Here is an 18,170-nt window from a genome sequence, read left to right on the forward strand (position 1 = left end):
GGGTGCCGTTTTGCATTCCCCATGAGCGAACCTACCTCCCAGCCCGGCCTCGAGAGCCTGTCCAAATCGTTCGAACCCGCCGCCATCGAGGCGCACTGGGGCCCGGAATGGGAGCAGCGCGGCTACGCCAAGGCGGGCTTTCGCGGCACGCAGCAGCCCAAGGAAGGCGCCGAGTCGTTCGCGATCCAGCTGCCGCCGCCCAACGTCACGGGCACGCTGCACATGGGCCATGCGTTCAACCAGACGATCATGGACAGCCTCACGCGCTACCACCGCATGAAGGGCGCCAACACGCTGTGGGTGCCGGGCACCGACCACGCGGGCATCGCCACCCAGATCGTGGTGGAGCGCCAGCTGCAGGAGCAGAAGGTCAGCCGCCACGACCTGGGCCGCAAGAACTTCGTGGCGCGCGTGTGGGAGTGGAAGGAAAAGTCGGGCAGCACCATCACCGAGCAGATGCGCCGCATGGGCGACACGGTCGACTGGAGCCGCGAGTACTTCACGATGGACGACGACCTGTCCAAGGTGGTCACGCACACCTTCGTGAAGCTGTATGAAGAAGGCCTGATCTACCGCGGCAAGCGCCTGGGCAACTGGGACCCGGTGCTCAAGACCTCGGTGAGCGACCTCGAAGTCGAGAGCGAGGAAGAAGACGGCTCGCTCTGGCACATCGCCTACCCGCTGGAAGACGGCAGCGGCACACTCACGGTGGCCACCACGCGCCCCGAGACCATGCTCGGCGACACGGCCGTGATGGTCCACCCCGAAGACGAGCGCTACAAGCACCTGATCGGCCAGCGCGTGAAGCTGCCGCTGGTGGACCGGCTGATTCCCATCATTGCCGACGACTACGTCGACAAGGAATTCGGTACCGGCGTGGTCAAGGTGACGCCCGCGCACGACTACAACGACTACGCCGTCGGCCAGCGCCACAAGCTCGAGGTGATCGGCATCCTGACGCTCGACGCGACCATCAACGACAACGCGCCCGAAAAATACCGCGGCATGGACCGCTTCGTGGCGCGCAAGGCCATCGTGGCCGACCTGGAGGCGCTGGGCCTGCTGGTCGAGGTGAAGAAGCACCGCCTCATGGTGCCGCGCTGCGCGCGCTCGGGCGCCGTGGTCGAGCCGATGCTCACCGACCAGTGGTACGTGGCCATGACGCGCCCCGGCGCCGACGGCCAGTCGATCGCGCAGAAGGCCATCGACGTGGTGAAGTCGGGCGAGGTGCGCTTCGTGCCCGAGAACTGGGTCAACACCTACAACCACTGGATGGAGAACATCCAGGACTGGACCATTTCGCGCCAGCTCTGGTGGGGCCACCAGATTCCCGCCTGGTACGACGAAGACGGCAAGGTGTACGTGGCCGAGACCGAAGCCGAGGCGCAGGCCAAGGCACCGGGCAAGACGCTCACGCGCGACGAAGACGTGCTCGACACCTGGTACTCGTCGGCGCTGGTGCCCTTCTCGTCGCTGGGCTGGCCCGAGAAGACGCAGGACCTGGCGCTGTACCTGCCCTCGACCGTGCTCGTGACGGGCTACGACATCATCTTCTTCTGGGTCGCCCGGATGATCATGATGACCAAGCACTTCATGGGCACTGTGCCGTTCAAGGACGTGTACATCCACGGCCTGGTGCGCGACGCCCAGGGCAAGAAGATGAGCAAGTCCGAAGGCAACGTGCTCGACCCGGTCGACCTGATCGACGGCATCGAGCTGCCCGCGCTGCTCGACAAGCGCACGCAAGGCCTGCGCAAGCCCGAGACCGCACCGGCGGTGCGCAAGAACACGCAGAAGGAATTCCCCGAGGGCATTCCGGCCTTCGGCGCCGATGCGCTGCGCTTCACCTTCGCTTCGCTGGCCTCGCTCGGCCGCAGCATCAACTTCGACTCGAAGCGCTGCGAGGGTTATCGCAACTTCTGCAACAAGCTGTGGAACGCCACGCGCTTCGTGCTGATGAACTGCGAAGGCCAGGACTGCGGCCTGCTGGAGCACACGAAGGAAGACTGCCAGGTCGGCGGCAAGGCGCACGGCTACCTGAAGTTCAGCCGCGCCGACTTCTGGATCGTCTCGCAGCTGCAGCGCGTCGAGGCCGAAGTGGCCAAGGGCTTCGAGGAATACCGCCTGGACAACGTGGCCAACGCGATCTACCAGTTCGCCTGGGACGAGTTCTGCGACTGGTACCTGGAGATCGCCAAGGTGCAGATCCAGACCGGCGACGATGCGCAGAAACGCGCCACGCGCCGCACGCTGATCCGCGTGCTCGAGGCGCTGCTGCGCCTGGCGCACCCGATCATTCCGTTCATCACCGAAGAGCTGTGGCAGAAGGTGTCGAAGGTCGCGGGCCGCGAAGGCGCGTCGATCATGATCGCGGCCTACCCGCAGAGCCAGCCGGAGAAGATCGACGAAGCCGCAGAGGCGCACGTGGCGCGCCTGAAAGCACTGGTCGACGCCTGCCGCACGCTGCGCGGCGAGATGAACGTGTCGCCCGCCACGCGCCTTCCGCTGTACGCGGTGGCCGACGACGCCGAGGGCGCGGCCTTCCTGCGCGACGCGGCCCCGGTGCTGCAGGCGCTGGCCAAGCTCAAGGAAGTGAAGGTGTTCGACGACGAGGCCTCGTGGCAGGCTGCCGCCGAGGCGGCACCCGTGGCGGTGGTGGGCGCGGCGCGCCTGTGCCTGCACATGGAGATCGACAAGGCGGCCGAGAAGCTGCGCATCGGCAAGGAAATTGCACGCATCGAGGGCGAGATCGCCAAGGTGCACGGCAAGCTCGGCAACGAGGCCTTCGTGGCCAAGGCGCCGCCCGCCGTGATCGAACAGGAGCGCACGCGCCTGGTCGATTTCACCGCCACGCTGGAGCGCCTGCGCGACCAGCTTGTGCGCCTCGGCTGACAGACGGGGTCCGGGTGGGGGATTAGGATTTGGTCATCGGCTTCGCGCCGTCCCCTCTCTCATCCCTCCTCTTTTCCTGCTTCAAACGACACTGAACCGCCCATGTCCACTTCTTCTCCGACGCGCATCCGCAAGGCCGTATTCCCTGTTGCAGGCTTCGGCACCCGCTTTCTGCCGGCCACCAAGGCCCAGCCGAAGGAAATGCTGCCAGTCGTCGACAAGCCGCTGATCCAGTACGCCGTCGAAGAAGCCTATGCTGCGGGCATCCGCGACATGATTTTTGTGACCGGGCGCAACAAGCGCGCGATCGAAGACCACTACGACACCGCCTACGAGCTCGAAAGCCAGCTCGAAGCCAGCGGCAAGGACGCACTCCTTGAAATCGCCCGTTCGGTGTCGCCCGACGACATGACCTGCTCGTACGTGCGCCAGCCGCGCATGCTGGGCCTGGGCCACGCCGTGCTGTGCGCCGAGCACCTGGTGGGCAACGAGCCCTTCGCCGTGCTGCTGGCGGACGACCTGATGGTCGGCCCTGTCGGTGGTCAGCCGGTGCTGGCGCAGATGACCGAAGTCTTCGCGCGCCTGGGCGCCTCGGTGCTGGCCGTGCAGGAAGTGCCGCTGGAACACGTCAAGCGCTACGGCATCGTGGCCGGCGAGAACGTGGAAGACGGCCTCGTGAAGGTCAACCGCATGGTCGAGAAGCCCAAGCCCGAAGACGCGCCCTCGCGCCTCGGTGTGGCCGGCCGCTACATCCTCACGCCCGGCGTGTTCGACGAGATCCGCAACCAGCCCAAGGGCGCGGGCGGCGAGATCCAGCTGACCGACGGCATCGCCGCGCTGATGAAGAAGGAATCGGTCTACGCCTATTCGTACAAGGGCATCCGCTACGACTGCGGCAGCAAGGAAGGCTTCCTGCAGGCGTCGGTGGAGCTGGCGCTGGCGCACCCTGAAGTGGGCGCGCAGTTCCGCGAGTACCTCAAGAGCCTGAAGCTCTGAGGGCGCTGCAAAGCACTGAAAACAAAAGGGGCCGCGAGGCCCCTTTTTCTTTTGCCGGTCGCCGACGCTAGCGCCGCTTCAGCACGTGGATGAAGTCGCTGCCCACGGTCTCCTGCGCCACCAGTTCGTTGCCGGTCTGGCGCGCAAAGGCCTGGAAGTCGCGCACCGAGCCCGGGTCGGTCGACACCACCTTCAGCAGCTGGCCGCTCGCCATGTCGTTGAGCGATTTCTTCGCCTTCAGGATCGGCAGCGGGCAGTTGAGGCCGCGCGTGTCGATTTCGCGGTCAACTTGCATTGCCAGGCTCCGGCGGCAGGTTCAGGCCGCGGCGACGCTCTTCGTTTTCCGCGGCAGTGAAGAACACCGGCTCGTGGCCGCGCGTGCGCAGCCAGTCGGCCAGCGCGTAGCCGGTGCCGGCGGGCCAGCACCGCAGGTCGGGCAGGTCGTAGAGGCGGTAGTCCACCAGCTCGGGCGAGAGCTTCACCTCGCCGTCGGCCACCACGTGGTACGCGATGATGATCTGGTTCATGCGCTGGAAGTCGTAGGCCCCGACGAGCTTGGCGGCGCTGACGTCCAGGTTGGTCTCTTCCTTGACCTCGCGCGCGATGCCCTCCTCGGGCGTCTCGCCGGCCTCCATGAAGCCGGTGATGAGCGCGAACATCTTGCCCGGCCAGGCCGCATTGCGCGCCAGCAGCACCTGGCCGCGGTACTCGACGATGGCCGCCAGCACGGGCGTGGGGTTGTTCCAGTGCGTGTGGCCGCAGTTGGGGCAGCGCAGGCGCTCCTTGGGACCGCCGTCTTCCATCAACGCGATCCATTCGAGCGGGGTGGCGCAGGCCTGGCAGAACTTGGGGTGGGGCATGGAAAGTCTCTGTTCTTTTTCTCGGGCGTGCGGCGCCCGGAGGCGCCGCCGCAGTGTGAAGGGATCAGGCGGGGAAAACGCCCGTCGACAGGTAGCGGTCGCCGCGGTCGCAGACCACGAAGACGATGGTGGCGTTCTCGACCTTCTTCGACACCTCGATGGCCGCCCACAGCGCGCCGGCTGCCGAGATGCCGCCGAAGATGCCCTCTTCGCGCGCCAGGCGCCGGCACATCTCCTCGGCGTCGTCCTGGCTCACGCTGATTTCCTCGTCGACACGGCTCGGGTCGTAGATCTTCGGCAGGTACTCGACCGGCCACTTGCGGATGCCCGGAATGCGCGAGCCTTCGGCCGGCTGCGCACCGACGATGCGCACCGCCGGGTTCTTTTCCTTCAGGTAGCGCGAGACGCCGGTGATGGTGCCCGTGGTGCCCATGGCGCTCACGAAGTGCGTGATCTTGCCCTGCGTGTCGGTCCAGATCTCGGGGCCGGTGGTCTCGTAGTGGATGCGTGGGTTGTCGGGGTTGGCGAACTGGTCGAGCACGCGGCCCTTGCCCTGGGCGACCATCTGCTCGGCCAGGTCGCGCGCGTATTCCATGCCGCCGCTCTTGGGCGTGAGCACCAGCTCGGCGCCGAAGGCCTTCATGGTCTGGGCGCGTTCCACCGAGAGGTCCTCCGGCATGATCAGCACCATGCGGTAGCCCTTGATGGCCGCGGCCATCGCCAGCGCGATGCCGGTGTTGCCCGAGGTGGCCTCGATCAGCGTGTCGCCGGGCTTGATTTCACCGCGCTCCTCGGCCCGCTTGATCATCGACAGCGCCGGCCGGTCCTTGACCGAGCCCGCCGGGTTGTTGCCTTCGAGCTTGCCCAGGATCACGTTCCCGCGCTTGGCGTTTTCCGCGGCATGGATGCGTTGCAGGGCAACCAGGGGGGTCTTGCCGATGGCGTCTTCGATCGTCGGATAATTCATGCCAGCCACTGTGCCATAATTTTGGGCTTCCTTCCGGATGTGCCCGGGTGGTGAAATTGGTAGACGCAGGGGACTCAAAATCCCCCACCGAAAGGTGTGCCGGTTCGATTCCGGCCCCGGGCACCACGAGACGACACCGTCTCACCCCCACATCAAGAAACCCGCTCGCTTCACTGGCGCAGCGGGTTTTTCTTTGCCTCGGGGCCTTCCAGGCCGGGCAGCGCCCCGCCCTAGCCAAGCACGTCGGCGAGCTTCACCTGCAGCGACAAGGCGGCCTGGTGCAGCAGCTCGAACTCGTCGTCCGGCAGCGGCACGGCCGTGAAGTTGAAGTGGCACAAGGTGCCGGCGACCGCGCCCGCGGGGTTCAAGAGCGGAACGCCGTGGTAGCTGATGGTGTATTCCCGCCCAGGATGCGTGGCAAAGCGCTCGTCGACGCTCGAGTCGTCGGTGCGGAACCACCCGTCGCGCAGGACAAAGGGACAGATGCTCGCCTCGAAGGGCACGATGGCGATGTTCTCGGGGATCAGCTCGCCTTGCTTGTCGTGCAGGTAGAGGCTCGTGACCAGCTCGGCGCGGATCCTGTAGATCCCGGTGTACCGATGCGGCACGCGCGCGTTCAGGTAGGCGAGGACAGCCTGTGCGCCTTGATCGGCAAGCAACGCTTCAATCGTTTGGGGCATTCGTTTCGTCCGCTTCGCTTCGATCGGTTCGATCTGGAACCTGTCCTGCCATGGTACGCCCGGACCGATCTGCGAGAGCGGCCCCGGTCACCCGCTTCAGTCGAGCCGCCTGACAGGGCTGCGTCCTGGCGGTCCAATATGGCAGGACCACGCCCCCGACAATCCCTGCCCGTCCACGGATTGAGTAAATCACCGTCGATCTTGCCTCTGTACAGCGCCTCTGAGCGCCACGGCGTGGAACATGACCATCGTGCCCGGCTCTTCCTTGCAGGCCTTGTCCAGATAGGCGTTGATCGTGTCAGCGGACAGTAGCCGGACCATGTCGTCCTTGTTGGTTGTTGTGTTCAAGCCTGTCAGAAAGCCCAGAACCCAGGAAGTCATCAGATGCGCCGCAATGGCATTTGGATCAGTTGGGGACGCTGCTCGGGCAGCGAGCCACAAACTGCAGCTGTCATCACGGACGCCGACACCTGCACCGTATGTGTCCGACGCATTGGCGGCAGGCGCCATCACGAAGGCAGCAACAAGGGCAAGGGCAGTCGCAGAAAGGCGGGCTTTGATGAAGATCATGGAGCGAATTAGGCCTCAAGAAAAACCGAACTACACCCTTGAGATCAGCGGAACCCAACACCGCGTCGCGCCTTCCCTTCGTTGCGTTTCGCTGGTGACCGGCGCCCCTCCCTCTCTCCTGTGCAAGCCCGCCTACGCAGCCCTCAACGCCGCTACGGCGCGAATCTCCACCCGCAGCGCCGGGCGCGCCAGCGCGGCCACGCCGAGGATGGTCCACGCCGGGAAATCCTCGGTGATGTAGCGGTCCTTCACTTCGCGAAAGCCCGCCAGCTCGTGCTCGACGTCGACGTGGTAGCTCACGATCTCCACCAGGTCGGCGAAGCCGAGCCCCGCGCTTTCGAGCACCACGCCCAGCCGCCGGAAGGCCCAGTCGGCCTGTTCCGCGGCGCTCTCGGGCACGCTCCCGTCGGCACGCAGGCCGACCTGCCCCGCCACGAACAGCAGGCCGCCGGCCTTGACGCCGGGCGCGTACTTGAAACTGTCGAAGACGGCGGTCGAGCCGAAAGTCGGATGGCCGTCGGGGATGCGAACGCTCTGTTTGCTCACGGGTTGCGTCCTTTCAGGCGTCTGCCGGCTGCAGGCCGGTGTGCACCGTCGGATGCGCGAGCCGCACGCGCAGCTCGCGCTTGAGCCGCGTGTTGTCGAGTCGGCGCGATTCGCCCATGAAGCTCAGCAGCTGCAGCGGCAATTGCCGCTGCGCCTCATCGCGCGCCACGCGCGGCGGGCGGGGCATGCCGTAGAGGTCGGCGGCCAGGTCGAAGTAGTCGCCCATGCGCAGCTCGGTGTCGTCCGACGCGTGCACCACGCGCTGGGGCTTGCCGCGGAACAGCGCCGCCACGCAGGCGCGTGCGAGGTCGTCGGCGTGGATGTGGCTGGTGTAGACGTCGTCCTCGCGGCGCAACACGGGCGTGCCGCGTTCCAGGCGGCCGCGCGGCGTGCCGTTCTCGCGGTCGGGCGCGTAGATGCCCGGGATGCGCAGGATGCTGGTGCGCACGCCGGTGCTGCGGCCGAACCAGCGCACGGCGCGCTCGGCATCGACGCGCCGGTGGGAGCGCGGGGTGTCGGGGCGCACGCCGCGCGTTTCGCTCACGCGCGCGCCGCCGCAGTCGCCGTACACGCCGCTGGTGGAGCCGTAGACCAGCGCCGAGGGCAGCGAGCGCAGCCGCAGCGCCTGCGCCAGCGACACGGTGCGCTGGTCGCGCCACCAGGCCGCGCCGCCTTCGCGCGCGGGCGGCGCCAGATGCACCACGCGGGTGGCGATGCCCGCCAGGCGGCGCAGGGTGGCGCGGTCGTCCAGGTTGCCCACCAGCGGCCGGATGCCGGCCGCGCGCAGCGCCGCGACGCGGTCGGCCGAGGACGTGAGCGCCACCAGCTGCATGCGCCCGCGCAGGTTGCGCGCCACGCGCTGGCCGACGTCGCCGCAGCCGACGATCAGCAGGCGCTCGCGCCGGAAGCGGGCCGGCAGTGCGCCGGAGGGACTATTGATTGAAGGCAAAATCCGGGTTTCCTGTCTCAATTCAGTTGTCCCGGCCGCACGCAGCCGGGAAAGTTCACCCCCGAAGAATACCGATGACTGCTACAGCGCCGCACGAAGCGGGCTTTTCCATCACCGTCGAACCCAGCGGGCGCCACTTCGTGGTCCAGGGCGACGAAACCATCCTCGCGGCAGGCATCCGCCAGGGCATCGGCCTCCCCTACGGCTGCAAGGACGGCGCCTGCGGCTCCTGCAAGTGCAAGAAGCTGTCGGGCGAGGTCACGCTCGGCCCGCACCAGAGCAAGGCGCTGAGCGCCGAAGAACAGCTGGCCGGCTACGTGCTGACCTGCTGCGCCCACCCGACCAGCGACGTGGTGCTCGAGTCGCGCCAGGTCACCGAGGCCGGCGCATTGCCGATCCGCAAGATGCCGGTACGCGTGATGGCGCTCACGCGCCAGTCGCACGATGTGATGATGCTGCGCCTGCAGCTGCCGGCCGGCGAGCCGCTGCAGTTCTATGCGGGCCAGTACGTGGAGTTCATCCTGCGCGACGGCGCGCGCCGCAGCTACTCGATGGCCAACGCGCCGCACACGGTGGCGGTGCCGGGCACGGGCCTCGAACTGCACCTGCGGCACCTGCCGGGCGGCAAGTTCACCGACCATGTCTTCGGCGCGATGAAGGAAAAAGAGATCCTGCGCATCGAAGGCCCGTTCGGCAGCTTCTTCCTGCGCGAAGACTCCGACAAGCCGATGATCCTGCTGGCCTCGGGCACGGGCTTCGCACCCATCAAGGCGCTGCTGGAGCACATGCAGTTCAAGGGCATCGACCGGCCCGCCGCGATCTACTGGGGCGGGCGCCGCCCCGAAGACCTGTACATGGACGCCTGGCTGCGCGAGCAGCTGGCCGCGATGCCGAACCTGCGCTACGTGCCCGTGGTGTCGAACGCCACGCCGGAAGACAACTGGACCGGCCGCACCGGCTTCGTCCACCAGGCGGTGCTGGAAGACTTCACGGACCTGTCGGGCCACCAGGTGTATGCCTGCGGCGCGCCGATCGTGGTCGACTCGGCCAAGCGCGACTACGTGGCGCTCGCGGGCCTGCCCGAAGAAGAATTCTTCGCCGACGCCTTCACCACCGAAGCCGACAAAGCCCTGCCCTGAGCCTGCGCGTTCCCCTTTCCTTTCCGCAGACGTGACGCAGAACAACATGAAGACGAGACACTTCCTCCTGACCCTGATCGCCGGCGCCGCCGTGCTCACCGCCGGCCACGCCGCAGCCCAGCAGCATCGCCCGATCCGCCTCGTCGTGCCCTACGCGGCCGGCGGCCCGATCGACAACACGGCGCGCATCCTGGCCGAGCAGGTGAAGGACACGCTGGGCGGCCCGGTCATCATCGACAACAAGCCCGGCGCGGGCGGCAACATCGGCGCCGACTTCGTCGCCAAGGCGCCGGCGGACGGCCTCACGATCGGCATCGCGGCCACGGCCACGAACGCGGTGAACCCGTGGCTGTACAGCAAGATGCCGTTCAACGCCGCGACCGACTTCGCGCCGATCACGCAGATGGTGCGCGTGCCCAACGTGCTGGTGATGAACGCCGACACGGCCAACCGCCTGAACATCCGCACGCTGGCCGACCTGATCCGCTACGCCAAGGCCAACCCGGCCAAGCTCAACTACGCCAGCGGCGGCAACGGCAGCGCCGGCCACCTGGCGGGCGAGCTGTTCAAGAAGGAAGCGGGCATCTTCGCGGTGCACATTCCGTACAACGGCGGCAACCCGGCGCAGCTCGCTTTGCTGTCGGGCCAGGTCGACTTCAACTTCGACAACCTCGCCACGGCCGCGCCGAACATCCGCTCGGGCAAGCTGAAGGCGATCGCGGTCACGACGCTCAAGCGCAGCAGCGCCCTGCCCGACGTGCCGCCCGTGGCCGACACGCTCAAGGGCTTCTCGATCGACACCTGGTGGGGCCTGGTCGCGCCGGCCGGCACACCGCCCGAGGTGGTCGCGAAACTGAATCAGGCCTTCGTCGCCGCGCTGAACGCGCCGGAAACGAAGACGCGCTTCGCCTCGATGCTGGCCGAGCCCGTCGGCAACTCGTCCGAGCAGTTCGGCGCCTTCATGAAGAGCGAACTCGCCAAGTACGAGAAGGTGGTCAAGGCCACCGGGGCGAAGGTGGACTGACGAGGTCGTCCAGGGGCGCCGCGGCCTGCGTGTCGGTGGCCGCGGCCACGGCCGCCGCCGCTTCGGCCGCCCCGCTCTGGTAGGTGCGCAGGCCCGCGAGGTCGAGCACTTCCACGCCGCCATGTTCGATGCGCAACAGGCCGTCGCGCTGCAGCGCATGCAGCGCGCGGTTGGCACGCTGGCGCGACACCGCCGACAAGAGGCCGATCTCGTCCTGGCTCAGCCGCACGAAGCGGGTGGCGCGCGGATAGAGGATGGGGTCGAACAGGCTGGCCAGGCAACGCGCCACGCGCGCGTCGGGGCCGAGCAGGCGATCGAATTCCATGAGGCCGATGAACAGGCTCAGTCGCGCATTGATGTGTAACAACAGAAACCGATTGAAGTCGATGCTGGTGGACATCAGCCGCTCGAAGCTGTGCCGCGGCACGCAGGCCACGCGCGTGGGCCGCAGCGCCACGCCGTCGTAGCGCCAGCATCCGGGGGTAAGCAGCGAGCCTTCGCCGCCCCAGCCGCCGGCGGTCACGCCGGTGAAGGTGGACACGCGCCCGTCGGGCAGCGACACCGACATCTTCATGAGGCCGTCGATCACGCCGATCCAGTGATCGGCCGGCTCGCCGCGCCGCACGACGAAGCCGCCGGCCGGCACCACGCGCTCGTGCGACTCCTGGACGACGCGGTCGAGTTCGTCGTCCGTGAGCGCGCGCGCCCACAGGCTCTCGCGAAGCATGTTCTCCAACGCGTTCGACATCGCGCCTCCTGCTGTCGTCCCTCGTGACATCGCATCGGCCGATCCGTCGCAGGCGCCGGTCGGCGGGGTCCGTAAGAAATGTCGTTGCAACGACATCTTCGGCGCGGCGATGGTGCCACAGTCATCCGCGTTCGCCAAACAACAAGGAGACAACGATGAAGCGTTCGAACAAGGACCCGCGCCCCGCGCGCGGACCCGACGGCGGGGATGCGCACGGCCTGCGCCGGCGCGACGTGCTCGGCTACGCCACGGCCGCGCCGCTGGCCTCGGCGGCGGCCGGCATCGCGGGGCTCGGCGCCCTCACGGCGCCCGCCTCCGCGGTGGCCGCGCTGCTGCCCATGACCCCGCCCGACACCACCGACCTGATCGACATCGGCGACGCGGTCACGCTGACGTCGCTGCCGACCATGCCGCTGGTGAAGGTGACGAACACCGGCGACGGCCGCGTGCGCCTCGCACTGCCGCGCCTCGAAGTGGGCCAGGGCATCGCCACGGCCAGCGCGATGATGCTGGCCGACAAGCTGCGCCTGCCGCTGAGCGCCATCGAAGTCACGTCGGCCGACGCGAGCCCCGAGCTGATCTGGAACCAGCTCACGGGCGGCTCGTCGAGCGTGCGCTCGATGCACGCGGGCATGCCGCTGCTGGGCGGCCTCGGCGGCCTGCTCTCGGGCTCGACGCCTTCGGTGGTCGGCCAGCGCGTGACGCGGCTCGATGCGCTGGACATCGTCACCGGGCGCAAGAAGTTCACGCTCGACCAGGCGGTGCCCAATGCCAAGCCGACGATGGTGCGGCGCCCGCCGACCATCAACGGCAAGTTCGTCGGCATCAACAACCTGAACACGGTGATGGGCATGCCGGGCGTGATCGGCGTGGTGCCGATCCCCGCCACAAATGGCATCACGCCGACGCCACCGGGCGTGGCGGTGATGGCCGAGACCTTCGGCCAGGCCTGGGCCGCGGTGAACGCGCTCGACGTGACCTGGGCCGCGGGGCCGCTCGACGGCGAGTCGAACGCCACCATCATGCGCAAGCTGAAGTCGTCGCTGCTGCCCTTTGCGCTGCCGCCGCTGGGCGCGCTGACGGTCGAGGCCGAGTTCGAGTTCGCGCCGGCCGCGCACTGCCCGATGGAAGTCGAATGCGCGATTGCCGATGTGCGGCCCGATCGCGCCGAAATCTGGGCCGGGCTGCAAAGTCCCATCGTCACCCAGCAGGCGGTGGCCGCCGAACTGGGCCTGCCGCTGAACAAAGTCGTCGTGCATGCGGTGCCCTCGGGCGGCTCCTTCGGGCGGCGCCTGTTCTGGGACCCGGTGCTGCAGGCGATCCAGGTGTCGAAGGCGCTGGGGCGTCCCTGCCGCCTGATGTACCACCGCACCGACGACATGCGCCACACGCGCATCCGCCCGCCGATCTACCAGAAGGCGCGCGCCACGATGCTGCTGGGCCAGGTCATCGCCTTCGAGCAGCGCATCGCCAGCGTGCGCCTGGACACGCGCCACGGCTTCGGCAACATGCTCGAGGCCGCAGCCATCGCGCTGCCCAACGCCTTCCCGCAGACGGTGGGCAACTTCGCGATCGAGCAGGTGATGTTCAAGACCATGGTGACCTCGCCGTACAACTTCGGCGTCACGACCAAGCTGCTGACGCCCGTGCCGATGGACATGAACACCTGCTCCTACCGCTCGGTGCACATCCAGCCCGCGCGGCTGGTGGAAGAGATCCTGGTCGACGAGATGGCCCGCGCCGCGCGCAAGGACCCGGTCGCCTTCCGGCTCGAGTACCTGCGCCTGCCGCGCGCCCGCGCGGTGCTGAAGGCCGTGGCCGAGGCCGCGCAGTGGGGCAAGGCGATGCCGGCGGGCTTTGCGCAGGGCGTGGCCGTGCACCAGGAGTCGAAGTCGTTCACGGCCTGCATCGTCGAGATCGACGCGCGCGTGCCGGCGCAGGCCCGCGTGGTGCGCGCCACCATCGCCATCGATGTCGGCACGCCGATCAACCCCTCGGGCATCGAGGCGCAGCTGCAGGGCGGCCTGTGCGAATCGATCGCGCTGGTGCTGTCGGCGGGGCTGCACATCCAGAACGGCCTGCCGCTGGAAGGCAGCTACTCGCAGTACCACTTCTCGCGCATGAAGCACTACCCGAAGGACGTGAAGATCATCATCCTGCCGGCCAATGGCGAGGCCATCGGCGGGCTGGGCGAGGTCGGCCTGTCGGCGAGCTCGGGTGCGATCGCCAACGCCTATGGGCGCGCCACCGGCATCAAGCCGCGCAGCTTCCCGCTGAACTTCCCGGTCGACTTCACGCCGATCCCGCCGGGCAAGCTGCCCACGCCCGTCAACGTTCCGATCCCCGCCTGAGGAGACCCGCCATGCCTGTGCAATCTTTCAAGGTGAACGGCCAGAACGTCGACGTCGAGGCGCCCGACGACCTGGCGCTGCTGTGGGTGCTGCGTGACAAGCTCGGCATCACCGGCCCGAAGTACGGCTGCGGCATCAACGTGTGCAAGGCCTGCACCTGCCACGTCGACGGCAAGGCCGTGACGACCTGCTCGGTGCGCGTGTCCGACGTGCGCGGCCGCCAGGTGACGACCATCGAAGGCCTGGCCAACGGCAACACGCTGCACCCGGTGCAGCAGGCCTGGATGAACCTGGACGTGCCGCAGTGCGGCTTCTGCCAGCCAGGCCAGATCATGGCCGCGGTCGACCTGCTGCGCCGCACGCGCACCCCGACGGACGCCGACATCGACGCCATCGAGAACGTGTGCCGCTGCGGCACCTACGGCCGCATCCGCGAGGCGATCAAGGCCGCCGCCGCGATGATGGGATAAGGGACAGACGAAAAAACGGCCAGCCACCGCGCTCGGCGGTGCTGGCCGGTTGGCGCTTGCGGCGCTTACTCGCCGAGGTAGGCGGCGCGCACGCGCGGGTCGCGCAGCAGTTCCTTGGCGTCGCCGTTCATCGTGATGAGGCCCGACTCCATGACGTAGCCACGGTCGGCCAGCTGCAGCGCGCGGTTGGCGTTCTGCTCGACCAGTAGGATCGTGACGCCTTGCGAGGCCACGGTCTGCACCACCTCGAAGATCTTGTCGCACATGATGGGCGACAGGCCCATGGTGGGTTCGTCGAGCAGCAGCACCTTCGGACGCGCCATGAGCGCGCGGCCCATGGCCAGCATCTGCTGTTCGCCGCCCGACATCGTGCCGGCCAGCTGGTCCTTGCGCTCGCGCAGGCGCGGGAAGGTCACGAACACGCGCTCCATGTCGCTCGCGATCTCGGCCTTGTCGTTGCGGATGTAGGCGCCGATCTGCAGGTTCTCGGTGATCGTCATGCGCGTGAACACGCCGCGGCCCTCGGGCACCATCACGAGGCCCTCGCCCACCAGGTCCCAGGCGCCCCGGCCCTTGATGCTGCGGCCCAGGAACTCGATGTCGCCCGCGCCGGCCGGCAGCGTGCCGGTGATGGCCTTCATGGTGGTGGTCTTGCCGGCGCCGTTGGAGCCGATGAGCGAGACCAGCTCGCCCTCGAACACGTCGAAGTCCACGCCCTTCACGGCCTGGATGCCGCCGTAGCCCACCTTCAGGCCACGGACCTTGAGCAGGTTCTTGCCCGCTGCCTTGGTGGTGGCGGCCGGTGCCGTCGCGGTGGCCATCGTTGCTTCTGCGGTGCTCATCTCAATGTCCTCCGGTGCCGAGGTAGGCCTCGATCACCTTTTCGTTCTTCTGTACCTCGACCGGGTTGCCCTCGGCAATCTGCTTGCCGTAGTCGAGCACGGTGACGCGGTCGCACAGGCCCATGATGAGCTTGACGTCGTGTTCGATGATCAGGATCGTGCGGTTGTCCTTGCGGATGCGGTCGATGAGCTCGCGCAGCAGGACCTTCTCGGTCGAGTTCATGCCGGCGGCCGGTTCGTCCAGCGCGATGAGCTGGGGGTCGGTGGCCAGTGCGCGGGCGATCTCGAGGCGGCGCTGGTCGCCGTAGCTCAGCGTGCGCGCCTTGTAGTCGGCGAACTTGCCGATGCCCACGTAATCGAGCAGCTCCTGCGCCCGCTTGGCGATGGCCGCTTCCTCGGCCTTGAAGCCCTTGGTGCGCAGCATGGCGCCGAACACGCCCGAGTGCGTGCGGATGTGGCGCCCGACCATCACGTTCTCCAGGGCCGTCATTTCGGCGAAGAGGCGGATGTTCTGGAAGGTGCGCGCGATGCCGGCCTTGGCCACTTCGTGCACGGCCGTCGGCTGGTAGGGCTTGCCGGCCAGTTCGAAGGTGCCGCTGTCGGGCGTGTACAGCCCGGTGATCACGTTGAAGAAGGTCGTCTTGCCGGCGCCGTTGGGCCCGATCAGGCCGTAGACCTGGCCGCGCTTGATGGTGATGCCCACGTCCGAGAGGGCCTGCAGCCCGCCGAAACGCTTGGAGATGCCGCGAACGTCGAGGATGGTGTCTGTCGTCATGTCTGTGTGTCCTTGGCTCACGGATTGATGGACATGGGACGCGATGCCGCACCCGGCACTTCGTCAGCGGGGCTGTCGATGCCCGGTGCATGGGTCTGGAGCGTTCCGGGCGCCACGGCCGCATGGGTCGGGTCGACGGGCGCGCCGTTCTTCTTGGTCAGCGTCTTGCCGTGTTCCGGCGACGGCCACAGGCCACGCGGGCGCATCAGCATGATGACGATCATGGCCAGCGCGATGAACAGCTGGCGCAGGATGGACGCGTCGAGGCGGCCGTCGGTCATCGCCTGCAGCGGGCCGGCCACGTAGCGCAGCACTTCGGGCAGCGCGGCCAGCAGCACGGCGCCGAGGATGACGCCGGGCAGGTGCCCGAGGCCGCCCAGCACGACCATGGCGACGATCATCACCGACTCCATCAGGCTGAAGGACTCGGGCGACACGAAGCCCTGGAAGGCCGCGAACATCGCGCCCGACACGCCGCCGAAGCTGGCGCCCATGCCGAAGGCCAGCAACTTCATGTTGCGGGTGTTGATGCCCATCGCCTTGGCAGCGATTTCATCTTCGCGGATGGCCATCCAGGCGCGGCCGATGCGCGAGATCTGCAGGCGGTGCGAGATGATGATGGTGGCCACCACCAGCGCCAGGAACAGGTAGTAGTACAGCGTGACCGACGAGATCGTGAAGCCGTCGAACTTCCACGCCTTGCCCAGGTCGAGACCCCAGAACTTGATGGAGTCGATCGCCGTGATGCCCTTCGGCCCGTTGGTGATGTTGATCGGCTGGTCCAGGTTGTTCAGGAACACCCGGATGATTTCACCGAAGCCGAGCGTGACGATGGCCAGGTAGTCGCCGCGCAACTTCAGCGTGGGCGCCCCCAGCATCGCGCCGAGCACCCCGGCCACCACCAGCGCGAGCGGAACCACGATCAAGAGCGAGGTGTGCAGCCCGTTCGGGAACATCGCCTTGAACCACGGAAAGGTGTCCGAGAGGTGCGACGAGCCCATCAGCGCGTAGAGGTACGCGCCGACCGCAAAGAAGGCCACGTAGCCCAGGTCGAGCAGGCCGGCATAGCCGACCACGATGTTCAGGCCGAGCGCGAGCATCACGTAGAGCAATGCGATGTCGGCGATGCGCACCCAGGCGTTGCCCTGGGTCTGCAACAGGATGGGCAGCGCCAGCACGGCGACCACGCCGAGGATGTAGAGCGCGAGGTTCTTGCTGTTCTTCATGGTGTGCTGCTCCTCAGGCCCGGTCCGCCACGCGCTCGCCGAGCAGACCCGAAGGCCGCAGCGTGAGCATCACGATCAGCACGATGAAAGCGAAGATGTCGCTGTAGTTGCTGCCCAGCACGCCACCCGTGAGGGTGCCGATGTAGCCGGAGCCGATGGCCTCGATGAGGCCCAGCAGAATGCCGCCGACCACCGCGCCGGCCAGGTTGCCGATGCCGCCGAACACGGCCGCCGTGAAGGCCTTGAGGCCGGGCAGGAAGCCCATCGCGTGTTGCGCGATGCCGTAGTTGGAGGCGTACATCACGCCGGCGATGGCCGCGAGCACGGCGCCGATGATGAAGGTGGCCGAGATGACCATGTCGGGCCGGATGCCCATGAGCGCCGCGACGCGCGGGTTCTCGGCGGTGGCGCGCATCGCGCGGCCGAGCTTGGTGTAGTTGACCAGCCACATCAGGATCACGAGCGAGAACGCCGTGACGCTGAGGATCATGACCTGCGTCGGCGAGATCACGGCGCCGCCCACGTGGATGGGGTCGGTCGGCAGCAGGTTGGGATACGCCTTGTTGGTCGGCTTCCAGATGATCATGGCCAGCGTCTGCAGCAGGATCGACACGCCGATGGCGGTGATGAGCGGTGCGAGCTTGGGGCTGTTGCGCAGCGGCCGGTAGGCCACTTTCTCGATCACGAAGTTGAGGCTTGCCGCGACGACGCAGGCAATGATCAGCGCAACGAAGAGGATCAGCCAGCCCGGTGTGTTGGGCATTCCGTCCTTCATGAGCCCGATGATGGTCCAGCTTGTGAGCGCCCCCACCATCAGCACTTCACCGTGCGCAAAATTGATCAGATTGATGATGCCGTACACCATGGTGTAGCCCAAGGCTATCAAGGCATACATGCTGCCGAGAACCAGACCGTTGATGATCTGCTGCAGCAATATTTCCATAACGCGATTCCCTATGTGTTGCACCTTGCGGGTGCCATTCACCTACCGAGGCACCGGTTTGGCGCCACTGGCTTGACAAGCAAAAAACCAGCCAACATGTGTCGCCGGCAGATTTGGTGGGCGGGATTGTAGACACGCCCCGGCGCTGTTTTGGGGCGGGATGACCGGGGTTTACCCGCTCACTTCATGCTG

18 protein-coding genes and 1 tRNA gene are annotated in these 18,170 nt (G+C 67.4%); 7 read left to right on the forward strand and 12 right to left on the reverse strand.

Annotated elements, in window-relative coordinates; genetic code table 11:
* Positions 1 to 21: 21 nt before the first annotated feature.
* Positions 22 to 2,892 carry a valine--tRNA ligase gene (locus tag AC07SQ_RS07405; RefSeq protein ID WP_095948708.1) on the forward strand — a complete coding sequence of 957 codons (2,871 nt, stop codon included), beginning with the start codon at positions 22 to 24 and terminating at the stop codon, positions 2,890 to 2,892.
* Positions 2,893 to 2,994: 102 nt separating this feature from the next.
* Entirely contained in the window at positions 2,995 to 3,888 is an 894-nt protein-coding gene (galU, locus tag AC07SQ_RS07410) for a UTP--glucose-1-phosphate uridylyltransferase GalU (protein WP_070062154.1), read from the forward strand.
* Positions 3,889 to 3,955: 67 nt separating this feature from the next.
* Here galU and AC07SQ_RS07415 read toward each other — a convergent pair whose 3' ends face one another.
* The 3 genes from AC07SQ_RS07415 to cysM form a co-directional block, all read right to left on the reverse strand.
* Positions 3,956 to 4,183 carry a sulfurtransferase TusA family protein gene (locus AC07SQ_RS07415; protein ID WP_056572272.1) on the reverse strand — a complete coding sequence of 76 codons (228 nt, stop codon included), beginning with the start codon at positions 4,181 to 4,183 and terminating at the stop codon, positions 3,956 to 3,958.
* On the reverse strand, positions 4,173 to 4,748 hold the full coding sequence (locus AC07SQ_RS07420; protein ID WP_056572274.1) for an NUDIX domain-containing protein: 576 nt from the start codon (positions 4,746 to 4,748) through the stop codon (positions 4,173 to 4,175). Before AC07SQ_RS07420 ends, AC07SQ_RS07415 begins: the two co-directional genes overlap by 11 nt.
* A gap of 64 nt (positions 4,749 to 4,812) precedes the next feature.
* Positions 4,813 to 5,715 (reverse strand): cysteine synthase CysM, encoded by a 903-nt coding sequence (gene cysM / locus AC07SQ_RS07425; RefSeq protein ID WP_062479803.1) that lies wholly within the window; start codon positions 5,713 to 5,715, stop codon positions 4,813 to 4,815.
* 41 nt (positions 5,716 to 5,756) lie between these two features.
* On the opposite strand from cysM, the gene AC07SQ_RS07430 reads away from it, so the two are divergent.
* A tRNA-Leu gene (locus AC07SQ_RS07430) sits at positions 5,757 to 5,841 on the forward strand.
* A gap of 104 nt (positions 5,842 to 5,945) precedes the next feature.
* Here AC07SQ_RS07430 and AC07SQ_RS07435 read toward each other — a convergent pair.
* The 4 genes from AC07SQ_RS07435 to AC07SQ_RS07450 all read right to left on the reverse strand — a co-directional run bounded on the left by AC07SQ_RS07435 (position 5,946) and on the right by AC07SQ_RS07450 (position 8,460).
* Complete coding sequence (locus AC07SQ_RS07435) at positions 5,946 to 6,395, reverse strand: guanylate cyclase (RefSeq protein ID WP_495273536.1); 450 nt, start codon at positions 6,393 to 6,395, stop codon at positions 5,946 to 5,948.
* 189 nt (positions 6,396 to 6,584) lie between these two features.
* Positions 6,585 to 6,965 (reverse strand): hypothetical protein, encoded by a 381-nt coding sequence (locus AC07SQ_RS07440; protein ID WP_095746542.1) that lies wholly within the window; start codon positions 6,963 to 6,965, stop codon positions 6,585 to 6,587.
* Positions 6,966 to 7,097: 132 nt separating this feature from the next.
* Positions 7,098 to 7,511 (reverse strand): RidA family protein, encoded by a 414-nt coding sequence (locus AC07SQ_RS07445; protein WP_495273537.1) that lies wholly within the window; start codon positions 7,509 to 7,511, stop codon positions 7,098 to 7,100.
* A gap of 13 nt (positions 7,512 to 7,524) precedes the next feature.
* The gene (locus AC07SQ_RS07450; RefSeq protein ID WP_495261104.1) at positions 7,525 to 8,460 is read right to left on the reverse strand and encodes an SDR family oxidoreductase; all 936 of its coding nucleotides are present in this window, start codon (positions 8,458 to 8,460) and stop codon (positions 7,525 to 7,527) included.
* A gap of 74 nt (positions 8,461 to 8,534) precedes the next feature.
* On the opposite strand from AC07SQ_RS07450, the gene AC07SQ_RS07455 reads away from it, so the two are divergent.
* Together AC07SQ_RS07455 and AC07SQ_RS07460 are read left to right on the forward strand one after the other, a co-directional pair.
* A complete protein-coding gene (locus tag AC07SQ_RS07455) occupies positions 8,535 to 9,599 on the forward strand; it encodes a CDP-6-deoxy-delta-3,4-glucoseen reductase (RefSeq protein ID WP_495273538.1) in 1,065 nt (354 codons plus the stop codon).
* A gap of 46 nt (positions 9,600 to 9,645) precedes the next feature.
* Positions 9,646 to 10,623 carry a Bug family tripartite tricarboxylate transporter substrate binding protein gene (locus tag AC07SQ_RS07460; protein WP_495269259.1) on the forward strand — a complete coding sequence of 326 codons (978 nt, stop codon included), beginning with the start codon at positions 9,646 to 9,648 and terminating at the stop codon, positions 10,621 to 10,623.
* On the opposite strand, the gene AC07SQ_RS07465 is transcribed toward AC07SQ_RS07460, so the two are convergent.
* Positions 10,595 to 11,371: a Crp/Fnr family transcriptional regulator gene (locus tag AC07SQ_RS07465; protein WP_095746547.1), complete on the reverse strand. Its 777-nt coding sequence runs from the start codon at positions 11,369 to 11,371 to the stop codon at positions 10,595 to 10,597. The two genes, AC07SQ_RS07460 and AC07SQ_RS07465, sit on opposite strands and share 29 nt — an antisense overlap.
* A 155-nt stretch (positions 11,372 to 11,526) precedes the next feature.
* Here AC07SQ_RS07465 and AC07SQ_RS07470 point away from each other — a divergent pair, with 155 nt between their 5' ends.
* Complete coding sequence (locus AC07SQ_RS07470; protein WP_495273539.1) at positions 11,527 to 13,722, forward strand: xanthine dehydrogenase family protein molybdopterin-binding subunit; 2,196 nt, start codon at positions 11,527 to 11,529, stop codon at positions 13,720 to 13,722.
* An 11-nt stretch (positions 13,723 to 13,733) separates the two neighbouring features.
* Positions 13,734 to 14,192 carry a (2Fe-2S)-binding protein gene (locus AC07SQ_RS07475; RefSeq protein WP_056572291.1) on the forward strand — a complete coding sequence of 153 codons (459 nt, stop codon included), beginning with the start codon at positions 13,734 to 13,736 and terminating at the stop codon, positions 14,190 to 14,192.
* A 65-nt stretch (positions 14,193 to 14,257) separates the two neighbouring features.
* Here the strand turns inward: AC07SQ_RS07475 and AC07SQ_RS07480 are convergent, their stop codons facing one another.
* Genes AC07SQ_RS07480 through AC07SQ_RS07495 form a run of 4 tightly spaced genes read right to left on the reverse strand, consistent with a single transcriptional unit; the run spans position 14,258 to position 17,978 of the window.
* Entirely contained in the window at positions 14,258 to 15,034 is a 777-nt protein-coding gene (locus tag AC07SQ_RS07480; protein ID WP_354342495.1) for an ABC transporter ATP-binding protein, read from the reverse strand.
* 1 nt (position 15,035) lies between these two features.
* Positions 15,036 to 15,809, reverse strand: a complete 774-nt coding sequence (locus tag AC07SQ_RS07485) for an ABC transporter ATP-binding protein (RefSeq protein WP_056572293.1) — start codon at positions 15,807 to 15,809, stop codon at positions 15,036 to 15,038.
* A gap of 17 nt (positions 15,810 to 15,826) precedes the next feature.
* Complete coding sequence (locus tag AC07SQ_RS07490; RefSeq protein ID WP_062481017.1) at positions 15,827 to 17,035, reverse strand: branched-chain amino acid ABC transporter permease; 1,209 nt, start codon at positions 17,033 to 17,035, stop codon at positions 15,827 to 15,829.
* Between the two features lie 13 nt (positions 17,036 to 17,048).
* Complete coding sequence (locus AC07SQ_RS07495; RefSeq protein ID WP_062481019.1) at positions 17,049 to 17,978, reverse strand: branched-chain amino acid ABC transporter permease; 930 nt, start codon at positions 17,976 to 17,978, stop codon at positions 17,049 to 17,051.
* Between the last annotated feature and the right edge of the window lie 192 nt (positions 17,979 to 18,170).

This window comes from Variovorax sp. GW821-FHT06D12, assembly GCF_059419205.1.